This is a genomic window from Dactylosporangium salmoneum (assembly GCF_039532525.1).
GTDB lineage: Bacteria > Actinomycetota > Actinomycetes > Mycobacteriales > Micromonosporaceae > Dactylosporangium > Dactylosporangium salmoneum.
Genome location: NZ_BAAARV010000043.1, coordinates 16,299 through 34,016, shown reverse-complemented (window position 1 = coordinate 34,016; position 17,718 = coordinate 16,299). Strand labels below are relative to the sequence as shown.

The 17,718-nt window shown below is 74.3% G+C and carries 16 protein-coding genes; 6 read left to right on the top strand and 10 right to left on the bottom strand.

Features of this window, described 5'->3' with window-relative positions:
* The 5 genes from ABD352_RS25925 to ABD352_RS25905 all read right to left on the bottom strand — a co-directional run.
* A partial coding sequence (locus ABD352_RS25925; protein ID WP_344615082.1) for an AfsR/SARP family transcriptional regulator occupies positions 1–2,701 on the bottom strand: 2,701 nt, incomplete at its 3' end.
* Positions 2,702–2,810: 109 nt separating this feature from the next.
* Complete coding sequence (locus ABD352_RS25920; RefSeq protein WP_344615081.1) at positions 2,811–3,035, bottom strand: FIMAH domain-containing protein; 225 nt, start codon at positions 3,033–3,035, stop codon at positions 2,811–2,813.
* Between the two features lie 246 nt (positions 3,036–3,281).
* Positions 3,282–3,950, bottom strand: coding sequence for a GntR family transcriptional regulator (locus tag ABD352_RS25915; protein ID WP_344615080.1), 669 nt, complete (start codon positions 3,948–3,950; stop codon positions 3,282–3,284).
* A gap of 51 nt (positions 3,951–4,001) precedes the next feature.
* Positions 4,002–4,805: a cytochrome c biogenesis CcdA family protein gene (locus ABD352_RS25910; RefSeq protein WP_344615079.1), complete on the bottom strand. Its 804-nt coding sequence runs from the start codon at positions 4,803–4,805 to the stop codon at positions 4,002–4,004.
* A 2-nt stretch (positions 4,806–4,807) separates the two neighbouring features.
* Entirely contained in the window at positions 4,808–5,539 is a 732-nt protein-coding gene (locus ABD352_RS25905) for a DsbA family protein (protein ID WP_344615078.1), read from the bottom strand.
* Positions 5,540–5,570: 31 nt separating this feature from the next.
* Between ABD352_RS25905 and ABD352_RS25900 the strand changes: the two genes are divergently transcribed.
* The 3 genes from ABD352_RS25900 (at position 5,571) to ABD352_RS25890 (ending at position 8,438) form a co-directional block, all read left to right on the top strand.
* Positions 5,571–6,806 carry an MFS transporter gene (locus tag ABD352_RS25900; RefSeq protein ID WP_344615077.1) on the top strand — a complete coding sequence of 412 codons (1,236 nt, stop codon included), beginning with the start codon at positions 5,571–5,573 and terminating at the stop codon, positions 6,804–6,806.
* A gap of 137 nt (positions 6,807–6,943) precedes the next feature.
* Positions 6,944–7,168, top strand: a complete 225-nt coding sequence (locus ABD352_RS25895; protein WP_344615076.1) for a hypothetical protein — start codon at positions 6,944–6,946, stop codon at positions 7,166–7,168.
* A gap of 115 nt (positions 7,169–7,283) precedes the next feature.
* Positions 7,284–8,438, top strand: coding sequence for a permease (locus ABD352_RS25890; RefSeq protein WP_344615075.1), 1,155 nt, complete (start codon positions 7,284–7,286; stop codon positions 8,436–8,438).
* 34 nt (positions 8,439–8,472) lie between these two features.
* Here ABD352_RS25890 and nhaA read toward each other — a convergent pair whose 3' ends face one another.
* From nhaA to ABD352_RS25865, 5 genes are all read right to left on the bottom strand, one after another.
* Positions 8,473–9,699, bottom strand: coding sequence for a Na+/H+ antiporter NhaA (nhaA, locus tag ABD352_RS25885; RefSeq protein ID WP_344615074.1), 1,227 nt, complete (start codon positions 9,697–9,699; stop codon positions 8,473–8,475).
* A 141-nt stretch (positions 9,700–9,840) separates the two neighbouring features.
* On the bottom strand, positions 9,841–10,017 hold the full coding sequence (locus ABD352_RS25880; RefSeq protein ID WP_344615073.1) for a hypothetical protein: 177 nt from the start codon (positions 10,015–10,017) through the stop codon (positions 9,841–9,843).
* 56 nt (positions 10,018–10,073) lie between these two features.
* Positions 10,074–11,858, bottom strand: a complete 1,785-nt coding sequence (locus tag ABD352_RS25875) for an AMP-dependent synthetase/ligase (protein ID WP_344615072.1) — start codon at positions 11,856–11,858, stop codon at positions 10,074–10,076.
* A gap of 211 nt (positions 11,859–12,069) precedes the next feature.
* Positions 12,070–12,534 (bottom strand): FMN-binding protein, encoded by a 465-nt coding sequence (locus tag ABD352_RS25870; RefSeq protein ID WP_344615071.1) that lies wholly within the window; start codon positions 12,532–12,534, stop codon positions 12,070–12,072.
* A 10-nt stretch (positions 12,535–12,544) separates the two neighbouring features.
* Complete coding sequence (locus ABD352_RS25865) at positions 12,545–13,819, bottom strand: ferredoxin reductase family protein (protein WP_344615070.1); 1,275 nt, start codon at positions 13,817–13,819, stop codon at positions 12,545–12,547.
* A 249-nt stretch (positions 13,820–14,068) separates the two neighbouring features.
* On the opposite strand from ABD352_RS25865, the gene ABD352_RS25860 reads away from it, so the two are divergent.
* The 3 genes from ABD352_RS25860 to ABD352_RS25850 form a co-directional block, all read left to right on the top strand.
* Positions 14,069–14,743, top strand: a complete 675-nt coding sequence (locus ABD352_RS25860; protein WP_344615069.1) for a response regulator transcription factor — start codon at positions 14,069–14,071, stop codon at positions 14,741–14,743.
* Positions 14,740–16,002 carry a sensor histidine kinase gene (locus tag ABD352_RS25855; protein WP_344615068.1) on the top strand — a complete coding sequence of 421 codons (1,263 nt, stop codon included), beginning with the start codon at positions 14,740–14,742 and terminating at the stop codon, positions 16,000–16,002. Before ABD352_RS25860 ends, ABD352_RS25855 begins: the two co-directional genes overlap by 4 nt.
* 112 nt (positions 16,003–16,114) lie before the next feature.
* Positions 16,115–17,718 (top strand): heavy metal translocating P-type ATPase (locus tag ABD352_RS25850; protein WP_344615067.1); only part of this gene is annotated, 1,604 nt, incomplete at its 3' end.

Genomic DNA, 17,718 nt, shown 5'->3' with positions numbered 1-17,718 from the left:
GCCGCCCGGCCGCGTCGAGGTCGCCGCGGGCCTCGGCGACCCGGCCGAGCGCGGTCAGCATCCGCGATCGCGTGTACGCCGCGCCGAGGTCGCCGGCCCGCAGCCCCGCCAGGGTGGCGGTGAGCCGCCGCCCGGCCGCGTCGAGGTCGCCGCGGTGGCGGTCGATCTCGGCCAGGCCGAGCTCGGCGGCGCCGCCACGGGCGCCGGCCTGGGCGCAGAGCTCGGCCGCGCGGTGGAAGTCGGTCGCCGCGCCGTCGAGGTCGCCCTGGCGGATGCGGCAGTCGCCGCGCCGGCACAGCACATCCGCGGCCTCCTGGGCCGCGCCCAGCTCGCCGAGCGCGGCCAGCGCCCCGGCCCAGCGGTCGTGGGCCAGGGCCCACTCGCCGCGCCACGCGGCCAGGTGGGCGAGCCAGTCGAGGGCCTGGGCGCTGCCCCAGCGCTCGCCGAGGGCCCGGAACCGGTCCAGCACGCCGAGCAGGCGGTCGTCGTCGGGGTGGCCGCCGAGGACGGCGAGCAGGGACTGGCCCAGTTCGCCGAGGGCGGCGTTCCACGGGTCGGCGCCGAGCAGGCGGACCGACGGCTCGTCCGCGCTGGGGGCGTCGACGCGGGCCATGCCCCACACCGCGGCGTTGAACGGGTGGCGCAGCGGGCGATCCAGCGAGCGCATGACGGTGTCGGCGCGGCGGCGGTGGGACTCGGCGGCCATGGACTCGGCGTGGACCACGCAGCTGACGTACTCCTCCTCGAGACCCGCCGGCGGGCCGTCCGGCAAGGCGTCGAGGATCGCCGCCGCGAGGGCGGTCACCTCGCCACGGCGGCCGGCGAGCCACCAGTACGCGGCGAGGGCGGCGACGAGGCGCATGGCGGTGTCGCGGTCGTTCGCGATCGACCAGCGCAGCGCGGCCATCAGGTTGTCGTGCTCGGCGGCGAGCGTCGCCAGCCACTCCAGCTGCTCGGCGCGGCGCAGGTACGGGTCCGCCCGCCGGGCGAGGTCCAGGAAGTAGGCGGCGTGCGCCGCGGCCAGGGCCGGCTGCTCCCCGGCCTCCGCGAGCCGGTCGCGGCAGTAGAGGAAGATGGTCTCCAGCATCCGGTACCGCCCGTCGCGCACGGTCAGCAGCGACCGGTCGACCAGGTCGGCCAGCACCTCCTCGCACACCCCGGCGACCGCCTCGGCGGCGGGGCGGGTCGCGCCGCCCGCGAACACCGCGAAGCGCCGGGCTGCGGTCCGCTCCTCGTCGCCGAGCAGCTGCCAGCTCCAGTCGACGACGGCGCGCAGGGTGCGGTGGCGCTCGGCCGCGGTACGGTCGCCGCGCGACAGCACCCGGAAGTGCTCGTGCCCGGCCAGGCGCTCGGCGATCTCGTCCAGGCCGAGCTGGCGCAGCCGGGCGGCGGCGAGCTCGATCGCGAGAGGCAGGCCGTCGACGAGGCGGCAGATGCGGGCCACGGCGGGCGAGGTGGCGGCGTCGAGCGTGAACCCGGGGCGCACCGCGGCGGCGCGCTCGGCGAAGAGCCGCTCGGCCGCGGCGGGCGGCAGCGGCCCGACCGGGACGAGCACCTCGCCGGTCAGGCCCAGCGGCTCGCGGCTGGTGGCGAGCACGGCCAGGCCCGGGCATTCGGCCAGCAGGGTCCGGGTCAGCCCGGCCGCGGCGTCGAGCACCTGCTCGCAGTTGTCGACCACGAGGAGCAGCTCCCGCCCGGCGAGGGCGCCGATGAGCAGCCGCACCGGGTCGGCGGCGGCCGGGGCGAGCCCGCCGTCGCGCAGGCCGAGCGCGGCGGCGACGGCGTGCGGCACGAGGGCGCCGTCCTCGACCCGGGACAGGTCGGCCAGCGCCGCCTCCCGCCCGTCGCGGGCCGCGGCCTCCAGCGCGAGCCGGGTCTTGCCGGCCCCGCCCGGCCCGGCGAGCGTGACGAGCCGGTCGTCGCGCGTGTGGGCCAGCCGGGCCAGCTCCGGCTCCCGCCCGACGAGCCGGGTCACGGGGGCGGGCAGCGCCCGGCGGGCCGGCGGCGCCGGTTCGGCCCGGAGGATCCCCAGGTGTACCGCGGACAGCTCGGCCGACGGGTCAGCCCCCAGCTCGGTGGCGAGCAGCCGGCGCGCGTCGTCGAACTCGGCGAGCGCCTCGGCGCTCCGCCCGGCCGCGTGCAGCGCCCGCATGAGCTGCCCGCGCAGCCGCTCCCGGAACGGGTGCTCGGCGACCAGCCGGCGCAGCGGCCCGACCGGCGTGCCCTCGGGCAGCGCCAGCTCGGCCTCGACGAGGTCCTCGGCGGCCGCGAGCCGGGCCTCCTCCAGCCGCACCACCTGCGCCGCCGCGTCGGGCAGGTCCGCCAGGGCGGGTCCGCGCCAGAGGTCGAGCGCCTCCCGCAGTACACCAGCGGCGGTCTTGAAATCGCCGGCCGCGAGCAGCTGCCGGCCGTCGCGGGCGAGGCGCTCGAACCGGTGGGCGTCGACGTCCTGCGGGTCGGCGGCGATGCGGTAGCCGACCCCGGCGAACTCGACCGGCGCCCCCGGCAGCGCCCGCCGCAGCCGCGACACCTGCGCCTGCAGCGCGTTGGCGCTCTCCCCGCCGAGCCGCTCCAGCGGCACGACCTGCCCGGCCTCCAGCAGCAGCCGGGTCAGCAGCGCACGCGGCTTCGGCCCGCCGACCGCGACGGGCTCCCCGTCCTCGCCGCGGACCTCGAGCGGCCCCAGAATGCCGAAACGCACCCCGCCATTCTTCACGGCACCGGCCGGGAGGCGAATCGCAGCCCTTCGCCGGTCAAGCTGCGAGCGGGAGCCCGCGCCGCTGCGCGGACTCCCGCTCGCCCGTCCGGTGCTACTTGCGGATCTGGTCCAGCAGTACCTTTCCATCGCGGGTCAGCGATGTGGGGGCGCCGAGCTTGGTGGCCCGGTCGACGAACCTGGTGACGTGGGCGAGGGCTTCGTCGGTGCGGCCGGCCTCGGCGGCGCTGCGCGCCTGGGTCAGCGCGCCGGCGAGTTGCTTCGCCTCGTGCTGAGCGAGGACACCCGCGTCCTGGAGGGAACGTGTGGGCGTGCTCACCGGCGGCCTGTCGGGTTGGCGAATGAGTTGAACGGGAGGTTAACGTCAGGATGAATCCAGGTGCCGAACCCGCTGACGCGCACGCTTCTCGAAAGGAACCGCCATGCCGACCGACCGCAACGCCCGTACGCCCAGGGCTTCCTGGTCCACCCGCCGCACCGCCGCGGGCCGCATCGAGCTCATCATGCGCTGGGAAACGCCCGGGCCCAGGCTCGACTGAGGGGGACCGCGGTCGCGGCGCGCGGGCTATCTCGTGGTCTGCGACCCGCGCTCGTAGCCCGTCGTGACCGGCGGGGCGTAGTTGTCGGCCAGGTGCTGCCGAAGGGCATCGGTGAACCCGGCGGCGTCACCGGTACGCAGGCGCTCGACGAGCTCCTCGTGCTCGGCGACGATGTCGTCGCAGCGGGCGAGGAGCCGGTCGCCCTTGCTGAACAGCAGGAACCGCTGCCGGTCGGCGAGCCGGTCGTTCAGCTCGAGCAGGACGTCGTTGCCCGCGGCTTCCACGAAGGCGCGGTGGAAGCGGATCGTCAACTCGATGAAGCGCCGGACATCGCGGGTCCTGAAGGCCTCGCGCTGCGCCGCGATCGACTCCCGCAGCCGCTCGGCGAGCTCGTCCCGGATCTCGGCACCGGCCCGGCTCGCCCCGGTGGATTCCAGCATCAGGCGGGCATCCTCGAGGTCGGCCACCGCCCGCTCGCTGAGCCCCTGCACGAGCGCCCCGCGCTTGGGGTAGATGACGATCCACCCCTCGTCCTGCAGCCGGCTGAGCGCGGAACGCACCGGCGTGCGGCTGACCCCGATCTCCGTGGCCAGGGCCTCCTCGCCCAGCATGGTGCCCGCCGGGTGGACACCGTTGAGGATGCCGTCACGGATCGCCTGGTAGGCCCGTTCCGCCGCACTTGCGCTGCCGTCCAACGACTGTTCTCCTCCGCGGTGACGCGACGTACGCGTCACCAAGGTATCCCGTCAGCGGCGGGCCGCTCGAACGCGGATGAACAGCCACGCCGCCCCGGCGCCGCAGACCGCGACCGCGGCCACGAGGAGGTCCGGCACGCCGCCGGTGGCCCGCCGGACCCGGTCCTCGAGCGCCGCCTGGTCGGAGGCGCCGAGGATGCCGCCCAGCGACGTGGTGCCGTCGGTGGCCAGCAGCAGGACGCCGATCGCGATGGTCAGGGTGCCGCTGACGACGCCGGTCCAGGTGTTGCGCCAGCGCCCGAGGCGGATCCCGCGGGGGCGGACCAGTCCGCGCACGAACGGCAGCCGCCCCCATAGCAGGGCCAGGACCAGCAGTGGAAGGGTCATGCCCGCGGCGAAGACGAGCAGCACGATGCCGCCGTAGAGGGCGTTGCCACCGACGGCGGCGACGGTGAGCACCGCGCCGAGCAGCGGGCCGGCGCAGACCCCGGCGAGGCCGTAGATCGTGCCGAGGGCGTAGACGGATGCCGCCGAGGTGCTCTGCGTCCCGGTGCGGGACAGGCCCGGGATCGGGATGTTGGCCAGCATGACGAGCCCGAGCAGGATCACGACGACCGCCGCGACCGTGACGAACGCGTACCGGTGCTGGCTGACGAAGGATCCCACGGTGCCGGCGAGCACGCCCAGCGGCACGAGGGTCGTGATCAGCCCCAGGTAGAACAGCGCGGTCCGGCTGATCAGCAGGCCCGGACCGGTGAAGGCGTACGAGAAGAATGCCGGCAGCAGCATCGCCGAACAGGGGCTGAGCAGGGTCAGCACGCCCCCGAGCAATGCGCTGAGCAGGCCGAGGTCCACGGTCAGCCCGCCTTGGCGATCGCCGCGTCCAGGTACTCGCGGAACACTGAAGTCGGCTGCGCGCCGGACAGCGCGCTGTTGCCGGCGACGAAGAACGGGACGCTGGTGACACCCAGCCGCTCGGCCTCGCCGTTGCTGGCCGCCGCCGCGGCGCGCAGGCCGCTGTCGTCCAGGTCGGCGGTGAACCGCGCGATGTCGGGCACGCCGGCCTTCTCGGCGAACGCGATCAGGCGCTCGCGCGGCAGCTCCGGGTGCCCGTGCTCGGGGGCCTCCTTGTACACCGCGCTGAGGTACTCGAAGAATCGGCCCTGCTCGGCCGCTGCTCGCGCGGCGATGGCCGCGTTCTCGGACTGCTCCCCGAAGTACGCGACGTCGTGCACCTCGATGCGGACCTTGCCGGTGTCCACGTACTCGCGGCGCAGCACCGGCAATGTCTCGCGGTTGAAGACCGCGCAGTACGGGCAGCGCATGTCGGTCCACTGGACCAGGACCACGGGCGCGTCCACGTCGCCGACCGCCATCGGGTCGCTCTGCTGGCGGCGGACGAAGGCGAGCTCGCCGGTTCTGGCGCCGCCCGCGCTCGCCGAGGCCGTGGGGGCGGCCGGGGCGGCGACCGGGCTCCGCCCGCCGGTGAGCTGAGCGGTCAGGACCACGCCGAGGAAGGCGACGATCGCGCCGGCCGCGACCGCGATGCGCCGGTTGCGGCGCCGCTTCGCCTGTTGCTGACTCTTCACCGCCGTAGGATACATGATGTATACAAGGGCGGTGACCCTCACGGAGTACGTCGACAACCCCGAGGCCCGGCTGGCCCTGCACCAGCGGACGTTGAGCGTGGTGATGGCCTCGCAGGTGTTCAGCGGCGCCGGCCTGGCCGCCGGCGTGACGGTCGGCGCCCTGCTGGCCGAGCAGATGCTCGGTGCCAGCGCCCTGTCGGGCCTGCCGGCGGCCCTCTACACGGGCGGGTCCGCCGTGGCCGCCCTCACCGTCGGGCGCCTGTCGCAGCGCCTCGGCCGCCGCGTCGGCCTGGCCGCCGGATATGCCGCCGGCGCGCTCGGCGGCGCCGGGGTCGTCGCCGCCGCGGCCCTCGGCAACGTCGCCCTGCTCCTGGTCTCGCTGCTCGTCTACGGCGCCGGCACCGCCACCAACCTGCAGGCCCGCTACGCCGGCGCCGACCTGAGCGGGCCGGGCCGCCGGGGCCGGGCCGTCAGCTCCGTGCTCGTCACCACCACCGTCGGCGCGGTCATCGGCCCCAACCTCGTCGCGGCCACCGGCCGGGGCGCCGAGCACTTCGGGCTGCCCGCCCTGGCCGGCCCGTTCGCCCTGGCCGCTGTCGCCTACGCCTTCGCCGGCGTGATCCTGTTCCTGCTGCTGCGCCCGGACCCGCTGCTGATCTCCCGGACCCTGCCGCCCGACCCGGCCCCGGCCGCGACCGAGGCCCGGAGGGGGTCCGCGAGCGTGACCGCCGGCGCCGCGACCATGGTCCTCACTCAGCTCGTCATGGTCGCGGTCATGACCATGACCCCGGTCCACATGCGCGCCCACGGCCACGACCTGGCCGCCACCGGCCTGGTCATCTCCCTGCACATCGCCGCCATGTACCTGCCGTCGCTGTTCACCGGCATCCTCGTCGACCGCATCGGCCGCGTGCCGATCGCCGTCGCCTCCGGTGTCACCCTGCTCGCCGCCGGCATCGTCTCGGCCACCGCCCCCGACGACTCCGTGCCGCTGCTCGCCCTCGCGCTGATCCTGCTCGGCCTCGGCTGGAACCTCGGCCTCGTCTCCGGCACCGCCATGATCACCGACGCCGCGCCGGTGGAACGGCGCGCCAGGATCCAGGGCAACGTCGACCTGTGCATCGCCCTGGCCGGCGCCGGCGGCGGCATCGCCAGCGGCCTGGTCATGTCCGCCACCAGCTATGCCACGCTCTCCATCATCGGCGGCCTGCTCGCCCTCGCCGTGATCCCGTTCGTCGTCGTGCGCACCCGGCGGGCCGGGGCGTGATCGCCTTCGTGTCGTGCCGGGTCAGCGGGAGGGGCTCGCGCTCGGGCCGGCCGAGGCGGACGGAGACTCGGCGGCCGGGGCGCAGACCTTCCACGAGCCGTTCTCCTTGCGGAAGTGCAGCGTCGCCGGCTCTCGCGTTGCTCTACGTCGCCGAGGCCGGCGACGACCTGCCGGGCTGGGACGAGGACTTCGACATCCCGATGGGCGAGCTGCTGTACATCGGGACCAACGGCGCCGCGATGCAGTACTTCGCGAGCCCGGCCTGCGGCCCGGACGAGGTCCTGATGCTCCTCGGCGGCGACCTCGACCCTTATCCGTTCGGCGAAGAGTTCGACGGCCTGCTCATCCGCCCGCTGCGATGACGCGGGTTAGCGGCGGGGCCGTTCGGGTACGCGGCTGACGAACGCCCGCTTTCCGCCGTTTCCCTGCGGCCTCGCACCGCCCGGTGAAGGGGAGTGGCGGCAGGAGGGAGCGACCGTGGGCTGGTTGTGGCATGCGCTGGCGATCAGCGGGTCGATGACGTGGCAGATCCTGTGGGCGTTGATCCTCGGGTTCACGCTGTCGGCGGTCGTGCAGGCGGTGGTCCGTCGCGGCAGCGTCGGCCGTGCGCTGGGCGGCGACTCGCCCGCCGCGCTCGCCGCGGCGACGGGCCTGGGCGTGGCCTCGTCGTCGTGCTCCTACGCCTCCGTCGCGCTGGCGCGGTCGCTGTTTCGCAAGGGTGCGAGCTTCACGGCGGCGATGACGTTCGAGATCGCCTCGACCAACCTGGTCATCGAGCTGGGCATCATCCTGGCACTGCTGATGGGCTGGCGGTTCACGCTCGCCGAGTTCATCGGCGGCCCGATCATGATCGTGCTGCTCGCCGTACTGTTCCGGATCTTCCTGCGCCGGCGGATGGTCGAGGACGCGCTCGCGCACGCGAACCGGGGTGTGGCCGGGTCGATGGAGGGGCACGCCGCGATGGACATGTCGGTCACCGGGGAGGGCTCGTTCTGGCGGCGGCTGACCTCGGCACGGGGCTTCACCGCGGTGTCGCACATCTTCGTCATGGAGTGGGCCGCGATCTGGCGTGACATCGCCGCCGGTCTGCTGATCACCGGCGCGCTCGCCGCCTGGGTACCGGCCGACTTCTGGCAGCGCTTCTTCCTCACCGGCCATCCGCTGTGGGCCGCGGTGTGGGGCCCGCTGGTCGGCCCGGTCGTCGCGGTGCTGAGCTTCGTCTGCTCGATCGGCAACGTCCCCCTCGCGGCGGTGTTGTGGAACGGCGGGATCAGCTTCGGCGGCGTCGTGTCCTTCATCTTCGCCGATCTGATCATCCTGCCGATCCTCAACATCTACCGGAAGTACTACGGCTGGAAGATGGCCGGCTTCATCGCCGCCACCTTCTACGTCACCATGGTCCTCGCCGGGTACGCCATCGAGCTGCTCTTCGCACTGCTGCACCTGACCCCCGGGCAACGCAACGCCTCCGTCAGCGAGGCCCAGATCTCGTGGAACTACACCACCTGGCTCAACCTGGCCTTCCTGGCGGTCGCCACCGTGCTGCTGATCCGGTTCTTCGCCTCCGGCGGGGCGCCGATGCTCCGGACGATGGGCGGAGATGCCGACCGCCTCGCTTCCCGCAGCGGCTGAGGCGAGCGCCGGTGAGTGGCCGGCCGGTGGTGGATCAGGTGGCTGTCCGGCGCCGGTGTCGTGCGCGCACGGCGAGCACGATCGCGGCGAGGAGGGTCGCGATGGCCGAACCCGCGAGCACGCCGCTCTTGGCATCGCCGAGGAGCTGCTCGCTGTCCGGGTAGGACAGCTCGGCCATGAGCAGGGACACGGTGAACCCGATGCCGGCGAGCTGGGCCATGCCGACGATGTCCCACCAGCCCAGCGCCGGGTTGAGCTCGGCTGGGCTGAGTCTGGCGGTGAGCCAGGCGCCGCCGGCGATGCCGATGACCTTCCCGGCGGCCAGGCCGAGGATGACGCCGATGGTGACGGTCGTGGTGAAGGGGTTGCCGGCGGCACCGAAGGTCACGCCGGCGGCCGTGAGGGCGAAGACCGGCAGGACGAGCGCGGTCGTGACCGGGCGGAGCAGGTGCTCGGCGCGGTGGCTGGGGTCGGCCGGTTCGCCGGGCTCGCGCTGGGTGCGCATGAGCAGGCCCATGGCGGCGCCGGCGATGGTGGCGTGGACCCCGCTGTGGTGCGTCAGCGTCCAGATCGCCACGGCCAGCGGCACGCCGAGCGCCCAGCCCGGAACGCGGAGGCGGCGCAGTACTCGGGCGCCCCTCGGGGTCTGCAGGAGGCCGAACACTGCCAGCAGCCCGACCGCGGCCATGAGGGCCGGCCAGCTGATCGCGGCGGCGTAGAAGACCGCGATGACGATGATCGCGGCGAGGTCGTCGACGATGGCGAGGGTCAGCAGGAAGGTGCGCAGCGCCGGCGGGAGGCCGCGGCCGACCATGGCCAGGATCGCGACCGCGAACGCGACGTCTGTTGCCATCGGGATGCCCCAGCCGGCGGCGGCCTCGCCGCGGCCGAGGTTGACGACGGCGAACACCAGCGCCGGAACGACCACCCCGGCGAGCGCGGCGGCGACCGGCAGCAGCGCCCGCCGGGGATGGCGCAGCTCGCCGTGGACGAGCTCCTGCTTGAGCTCGTTGCCGACGAGGAAGAAGAACACCGCGAGCAGCCCGTCGGCCGCCCACGCCTGCAGGGTCAGGCGCAGGTGCCATCCCGCGGGGCCCACGGTCGTGGTGCGCAGCGTTTCGTAGCTTGCTGACCAGGGCGAGTTCGCCCACACCAGCGCCGCGGCCGTCGCCGCGAGCAGGAGTACGCCACCGACCACGTCCCGGCGCAGCGCGGCGCCGACGCGGGCGCCGAGACGTGCACCGCGGCCGTTTCCGGTCACGTCATGATCAATACTCACCGCAGACCTCACCCCATCCGGAGTCGTGGAGGCACCCTCTCGGCCGGGCGGCGCGACGCCGCGGGCGTTCGAGGGTGGACAGCTACCGATGACCTGGCGCCGGATCGCGCCAGGGAATGCTGGTCAGCTGCGGTGGTTGCCGGGTGGGCAGCCGGCGATCTCGCCGTGGGCGTTGGTACCCCAGGACGACAGCCATCCGTTCGTGCCGGGATGGCGCATCACGCCGGCCGGGCAGGTCGGTACCCACGGCGACGGGCACCACGCGGCGGTGGTGCGCGTCGGGCCGGGGTAGGCGCTCATCGCGTCCATTGTACGGATCGGCGGTGGCGTGAGCCGCGGACCGGCCGGGCGAGGCGTCAGCCGTACATGGCGGCGATCTCCTCGGCGTGCTCGTCGGTCACGACCTGCCGTTTGATCTTCTGGGTCGCGGTCAGCTCGCCGGTGGACTCGCTGAAGTCGTGGGGCAGGATGCGGAAGGCGCGGATCGACTCGGCCTTGGAGACGGTCTGGTTGGCGTCGTCGACGGCCTGTTGTACGGCGGAGCACAGCCGCGTGTCGGCCCGCAGATCGGCGACGGTGGCGCCGGCAGGCTTGCCGTTGTGGGCCTTCCACGTCGCGAACGCGTGCTCGTCGAGCGTGACGAGGGCGGAGACGAACGGCAGCCGGTCGCCGACGACCACGCACTGGCTCACCAGTGGATGGGCACGCAGCCGGTCCTCCAGCTCGCCCGGCACGACGTTCTTGCCGCCGGCGGTGACGATCAGGTCCTTCTTGCGGCCGGTGATCCGCAGGAACCCGTCGCCGTCGAGGTCGCCGAGGTCCCCCGTGTGGAACCAGCCGTCCTGATCCAGGCACTGCGCCGTCGCCGTCTCGTTGTTCCAGTAGCGGGCGAAGACCTGCGGCCCGTCGACGAGGATCTCGCCGTCGCCGGCGATGCGGACGGTCGTGCCCGGCACCGGCCGGCCGGCGGTACCGATGCGGACGCCGTCGTCGAAGTTGAACGCCACGACCGATGACGTCTCGGTGAGGCCGTAGCCCTCGCGCACGTCGATGCCGGCCCCCCGGTAGAAGTGCGCCAGCCGTTCGCCGAGTGGCGCGCCGCCACAGATCGCGTGCCGGCAGCCGCCGCCGAGCGCGGCGCGCACCTTGCGGTAGACCAGCATGCCGAACAGCGCGTGCCGCAGCCGCAGCAGGAGGCCGGGGCCCCCGCGGTCGAGCGATCGGCTGTACGCGACCGCCACCTGCTCGGCGCGCCGGAAGATGCCGCCGTTGGCCCGCTGCTGCGCGGTGGCGTAGATCTTCTCGAACATCCGGGGCACCGACAGGACGAACGTGGGCCGGAACGACTCCAGGTCGGCGGCGAGGTTCGCGCCGCCGGGGGAGTAGCCCATCCGGACGCGGGCCTGCACGCAGCCGATCTGGACGATGCGCGCGAACGCGTGGGCCAGCGGCAGGAACAGCAGGGTGGACGCGTCCTTGCCGAACAGCGACCCCAGTCCGGGCAGCGTGTTGCAGATGGCGGAGGACAGGTTGCGGTGGGTCAGCGCGCAGCCCTTGGGTCGCCCGGTCGTACCGCTGGTGTAGATGATGGTGGCGATGTCGTCGGCGCCGACGGCGTGCCGGCGCCGCTCGACGTCCTCGACGGCAACGGCGGCACCCTCGGCCACCAGCCCGTCGATGACGGCGTGCCGGCCTTCGATCTGCCAGGGGCCGACCCCGCCGGGCAGCGGGTGACGGGATTTCGCCAGGGCTGCGCGGTGCACGTCGGTCTCGACGAAGCATGCGACCGCGCCGGAGTCCGACAGGATCCAGGCCACCTGGTCGGGGCTGGAGGTCTCGTAGATCGGCACGGTGACCGCGCCGGCCGCCCAGATCGCGTAGTCGATGAGCGTCCACTCGTACCGGGTGCCGCTCATCAGCCCTATCCGGTCACCGGCCTGGACGCCGGCGGCGATCAGCCCCCGGGCCAGGGCGATCACGCCGTCGCGGAACTGCGCGCAGGTGACGCCCTGCCACTCGCCGCCGACGCGGCGGAGAAACTGGACCGCGTCCGGCGCGGCGGTCGCGTTCTGCCACACCGCGTCGGTGAGCGTGGTCTCGTCGCCGACGACGGCGACCGGCGCCACGGACAGCTCCCTCATCCCGCGCGGTACCCACCCGACTCGTCCAGGCGTTCCTCGTACGGCATCCGCGGCGCATACCCGAGCAGGCCGGTGCTAATCCTGGGACGGCGGGCCCATCGCCGCCGTGGGGCGGCGGGTCATGACAGGTGGGCGGCGTCGAGGGCGGCCTGGAGCGACTCGATGTAGCCGTCGCTGGTCACGGTGAGTGCCTCGCCGGCGCCGGCGCGGTTCAGGAGCCGAAGTGCGCGGCGTCGAGCGCGGCCTGCAGGGAACGGCGGTAACCGTCGCTGGTGACGGTGGCGCCGGACACCGAGTCGATGTTGGCGCTCTGCGCCTGCAGGACCTCGTCGTGCAGCGCCGGCACCGCGTACCCGTTGATCTCCCGATCCCGCCGGTTGCCATTGGGCACCTGCAGCGCGACGACGTCCGTGATCCGGCTGCCGGAGATCGTCACCCGTACCTGCACCGGCCCCCAGCGGGTCTGCGCGACGGTGCCGTTGACGACCGTGGCGCCCGACGGGCCGGATGAGCCCGCCGACGATCCGGGGACTGGGCCGTTGGGTACGACGCCCGGCGCCGCGGCGACGACGCCGGGAGTGTTCGGTGCCGCCGCGCCCATCGTGCTGGTGCGGTAGCTGAACAGCAGTACGACCACCGCCACGGTGGACACCAGCCACAGCGTGATCCGCCTCATCCGTGCTCTCCTACCAGCTGAACCGCTCGGTGTGCAGGCGCTGCGGGGGTACACCGGCGCGCAGTACCGCCGCCGAGGCGGCGGACATCCAGGCGTCGGGCCCGCAGACGTACACGTGATGGTCGCGGATGCCGGGCACCCACCGGCGAAGCTGGTCGTCCCGGAATCCGGCCGGGACCCAGGAGCCTTCCCGGGAGCGCGGCCCGACCAGGTAGCCGACCTGGAGCCGTCCGGTGGCGACCGCCGCGTCCAGCTCGTCCTTGAACAGCAGGTCGTCCGCGGTACGCGCGCGGTAGAGCAGCGTCACCGGCACCCGGACCTCGTCGAGCAGCGCCCGCAGCGGAGTGATCCCGACGCCGCTGGCGATCATGGTGATCGGGCGGCCGTCGGCGGGCGGCGCGGTCAACCGGCCGTACGGACCCTCGACGAGCACCCTTGTGCCGGGCCGGATCGTCGCGACCCGCCGGCTGCCCTCGCCGAGGTCCTTCACGGTCACCCGCAGCAGGTCCGGCCGGGGCCCCGCCGACAGCGAGTACGGGTTGGCCCGCGACCAGCCCGGCCCGTCCAGGAAGCGCCACAGGAAGAACTGCCCGGCGCGCGCCGGCAGCCGGTCCAGGTGCCGGCCGCGCAGGTACACGGAGAACACCCCGGGGCCTTCGGGCACCACGGCGGAGACGACCGGCCGGTGCCGCAGCGTGCGCCAGGCCGGCAGTCCGAGCCGGAACAGCGCCAGGCAGCCGGCCGCCGCGAGGTAGATCGTCCACCAGTACGCGCGCGCCGCCGGCGAGAAGACGAAGTCGGTGCCGGTCCACAGCTCGTGCGGGATGGCCAGGGCCACGCCGAGGTACGCGTACAGGTGCAGCAGGTGCCATGACTCGTAGCGCAGCCGGCGGCGGGCCGCGCGTACCGACGTCACCACGACGAGGGTGAGCGCGACCGTCGCCGCGGCCGCCAGCAGCATCCCCGGGTACGTGGTCACCAGCCGCCAGAGCTCGCCCGGCAGGCCCGCGTTCTCGCTCGCCGCGTAGCCGACGGTGATCAGGACGATGTGCGCCAGCATGAGGTTGAAGGAGGTGAACCCGGTCCAGCGGTGCCACGCGGCGAGGCGGTCCTGGCCGAAGGTGCGCTCGACCCACGGCACGCGGGCCATGAGGAGCACCTGTACGAGCAGCAGATCGGCGGAGACCAGGCCGGTGAGCCGGCCGAGCGAGGTCAGCCCGGACGCCACGCCGGTGAGGTCCTGCACGCCCCGGTTGTGCACCCAGAGCGCCACGACCACGAGCATGCTGAGCATCGCTGCGGCGCCCACAAGATCGGCCGACCATGCGCGCGGCCCCGACCCTCGCCGTCGTCCGGGTCGCACCCGGCCACCCGTTGTGGGCGGCAGCCACCGCCGTGCGGGGTCGTGCTGCAGCGGCAGGCCGTTGACGGTGTCCGGCACGAAACGATGCCTCCCTCGTCCGACGATCTCGCCGCCACTGTGCCCCGCCGTTCTTCGAGGATTCTTAGGCCGGCCCGTGCCAAGCTAGAGCCCGTGCTCAACGCCCCCGCACCACCCAGGCTCCTGCTGATCGAAGACGACCGGCGCTTGGCCGGCGTGCTGCAGGAGCTGCTGGCCGACGAGGGCTACCTGGTGGAATGGGCCCGCGACGGGCAGGAGGGGCTGCATTTCGGGCTGGCCCGCTCGTACGACGCCATCGTCCTCGACCGGCGGCTGCCGGCGATCGAGGGGCTGGACGTGCTGCGCCGGTTGCGCGGGCGCGGCGTGACCACGCCGGCGCTCGTGCTCACCGCCCGGGGCACGGTCGCCGACCGGGTCGAGGGCCTCGACGCCGGGGCCGAGGACTACCTGACCAAACCGTTCGACGCCGACGAGCTGCTGGCCCGGCTGCGGGCACTGCGCCGCCGCCACCTCGACCGCGCGGACCTGCTGTCGATCGGGGGCCGGTGGCTCGACGTGACGACCCGGCAGGTGCGCGACCGGTCGGGTGACGTGGTGGCGCTGTCGGACCGCGAGTGCGCGCTCCTGCAGACGCTCGCCACCCGGCCGCACCAGGTGTTCACCCGCGACGACCTGCGCACGCTCGTCTTCGACGCCGCCGAGAACCCGGGCGTCGTCGACACGTACGTGCACTACCTGCGCCGGAAGCTGGGCCGCCCGGTGATCCGGACGGTACGCGGCCTCGGCTACCAGATCGGCTCCGCATGACGGCCAACCCCGAGTCGCGCCTGCTGCGCCGGGCCACCGCCGTGATCGCCGTGCAGGTGGCCGCCGCCGTCGCCGCGACCGTCATCCTCGTCAGCGTGCTGGCGTTCTCGCTGACCATCCGCGCCGAGCACCTGGCCGAGGAGCGCACCGTCCGCGTGCAGACGCTCGCCGCCGGCGCGGACCTGACCGGCACCGAAGGCGTGGTACTGCTGCGCCGCACACCCGACGGCGTCGTCATGGCGAGCGGTGGCACTCCGCCCGCCGTCCTCCGCTCGGACGTCACCCGGCTGCGGCCCGGACGCGGCAACGCGACGATCAACGGCCGGCATTACGAGGCGTACGTGGTGGACCGCGCCGACGGCAGCCGGACCGTCGGCCTGCTCGACGTCACCGCCCGCGAGGAGTCCGGCGAACGCCTCGTCGGGTCGCTGCTGATCGCCGGCCTGATCGGGATCGTCGCGGCCGCATCGGTCGGCGCCGTCCTCGGCCGGCGGGCGGTGCGCCCGCTGGCGCGCGCCCTCTCGCTGCAGCGACGCTTCGTGGCGGACGCCAGCCACGAGCTGCGCACGCCCCTGGCCGTGCTGCACACCCGCGCTGAGCTGCTGCAGCGGCGCCTCAACCGGGACGTCGACGCCGAACGGGTACGCGCCGACGTGGCCGAGCTCGTGGCCGACACCCACGCTCTCGGCGAGGTGGTCGAGGACCTGCTGCTGTCCGCGGAGCTGTCGCACCGGCCGGCCCGGGGCGTGACGTTCGACGCCGCCGACCTGGCGCGGGAGCTTGCCGCGTCGGTGGAGCCGTACGCCAGTGAGCAACACGTCACGCTGCGCACCGTCATCGGCGCGGGCCCCACGGAGGTGACCGGGGTGCGTTCCTCGCTGCGCCGGGCCCTCGCGGCGCTGGTCGACAACGCCCTCGCCCACGTCAGCGCGGGAGGCACCGTCACGGTCGCCGTCGACCGGGTGGACGAACGCGTCTGCCTGGCGGTCATCGACGACGGCGTGGGGCTCGACCCGGCCCGGGCCACGCAACTGCTGGCCCGCTTCGCGCGGGGCGAACACCCCGTCGACCGGCCGGGCCGCCGGTTCGGGCTCGGCCTGGCGCTGGTGCAGGAGGTGCTCGACGCGCACGGCGGGCAGCTGCGCATCGACGGCAGCCCCGGGCACGGTGCCCGCTTCACGATGCTGCTCCCCGCGACCGCGGTCATGGCCGATCCGGCACCGGCGAGGGCCGATCCGGCACCGGCGAGGACGGAGTAGATCCCCGCCAAGGTCGGGACCTTCGGCCTTGGACCAGTGGCCGCCGCGTATGGAGCATGAATAGAGGCCGGTTCGCCGTACCGACCGGCTCCCGGCGGGACGGAGGGCTCTGATGCCGCAGCTGCGAGGTCACCTGTGGGCCGCCCGAGAGGCCCTGCTGTTCGGGGTGGCGACGCTGGTGCTCATCGCCGGTGTGGCGGCCGCCGCCGTGGGGGCGGGCGGCCTGGCGTCCGTGCTGTGGACCGGCGCGACGCTGGTCGGCCTGGCCTACTCGACGATCACCATCGCCGTCGCGCTGCTGCGCCGCCGGCCCTCGGTCGACGTCATCGCGTGGCTGGCGCTGGCGGGCGCCCTGCTGGTCGGCCAACCGCTGGCCGGCGCGGTGATCGCGGTCATGCTGTTCACCGGGGGCGTGCTGGAGGCACGCGCGTCGGCCCGGGCCCGCCGGGAACTCGGCCGCCTGGCCGCCGGCGCGCCGCGGATCGCCCGCCGTGAGGGCCCGGACGGCGTGGAGGAGATCCCGGTGGACCGGGTCGCGGTCGGCGACCGGCTGCTGGTCGGCGCCGGCGAGCTCGTCCCGGTCGACGGCCGGCTGCTCGACGACGGCGTGTTCGACGAGTCGGCGCTGTCCGGTGAGCCGCTGCCGGTCGAGCGCCGGGCCGGCGACAACGTCCGCAGCGGTGTGGTCAACGCCGGGGCGGCGGCGCGGATGCTGGCCACCGAGACCGCGGACGCGTCGACCTACGCGGGCGTGGTGCGGCTGGTGGAGCGGGCTCAGGCGAGCAGCGCCCCCTTCGTCCGCCTCGCCGACCGGTTCGCGCTGGTCTTCGTACCGCTGACGCTGCTGGCGGCCGGCCTGGCCTGGGCGATCTCGGGTGAGGCGGTGCGAGCCGTGGCCGTGCTGGTCGTGGCGACCCCCTGCCCCCTGTTGCTGGCCGCTCCGATCGCGATCATGTCCGGGGTGTCCCGGGCGGCTCGGTACGGCGTGATCCTCAAGGGCGGCGCGGCCCTCGAGCGGCTGGCCGCCGGACGGGTCCTGCTGTTCGACAAGACCGGCACCCTGACCCGCGGCCGGCCCGCCCTCTCGGCGGTCATCACCGGCCATGACCTGCCGGCCGACGACGTCCTGCGGCTGGCCGCCTCGCTCGACCAGTCGTCGGCACACGTGCTCGCCGCGCCCATCGTGACCGCCGCCCGCGATCGCCGGCTGAGCCTGCCCGCGGCGTCGAACGTGCGGGAACTGCACGGTTTCGGCATCGAAGGAACGGTCGAGGGTCGCCCGGTACGCCTCGGCAAGGCCGCCTGGGTCGTCGACGGCCCCGCGCCGGAGTGGGTGCGCCGCGCCCGGCGGCGGGCCGCGCTGGACGGGTCGCTGACCGTGTTCGCGGCGGTCGACGGTCGGCCCGCCGGGGTCCTGCTGCTCACCGATCCGCTGCGGCCCGACGCGCCGCGCATGATGCGGACGCTGCGCGACGCCGGCATCGAGCGCACGGTCCTGGTCACCGGGGACCGGGCGGACATCGCGGAGACCGTCGGGCGGGTCGCCGGCGTCGACGCCGTGTACGCCGACCGCGACCCCGCCGACAAACTCGCCATCGTCAGCGCCGAACAGGCCGTCGCACCGACCGTCATGGTCGGCGACGGGGTGAACGACGCCCCGGCGCTCGCCGCCGCCGGCGTCGGCGTGGTCCTGGCGGCCCGCGGTGTCACGGCCGC

Bases quoted from the DNA above. Each gene is read 5' to 3' on its own strand.
- ABD352_RS25880 (WP_344615073.1), bottom strand. From the start codon at position 10,017: ATGAGCGCCTACCCCGGCCCGACGCGCACCACCGCCGCGTGGTGCCCG.
- ABD352_RS25875 (WP_344615072.1), bottom strand. From the start codon at position 11,858: ATGAGGGAGCTGTCCGTGGCGCCGGTCGCCGTCGTCGGCGACGAGACC.
- ABD352_RS25870 (WP_344615071.1), bottom strand. From the start codon at position 12,534: ATGAGGCGGATCACGCTGTGGCTGGTGTCCACCGTGGCGGTGGTCGTA.
- ABD352_RS25865 (WP_344615070.1), bottom strand. From the start codon at position 13,819: ATGCTCGTGGTCGTGGCGCTCTGGGTGCACAACCGGGGCGTGCAGGAC.
- ABD352_RS25855 (WP_344615068.1), top strand. From the start codon at position 14,740: ATGACGGCCAACCCCGAGTCGCGCCTGCTGCGCCGGGCCACCGCCGTG.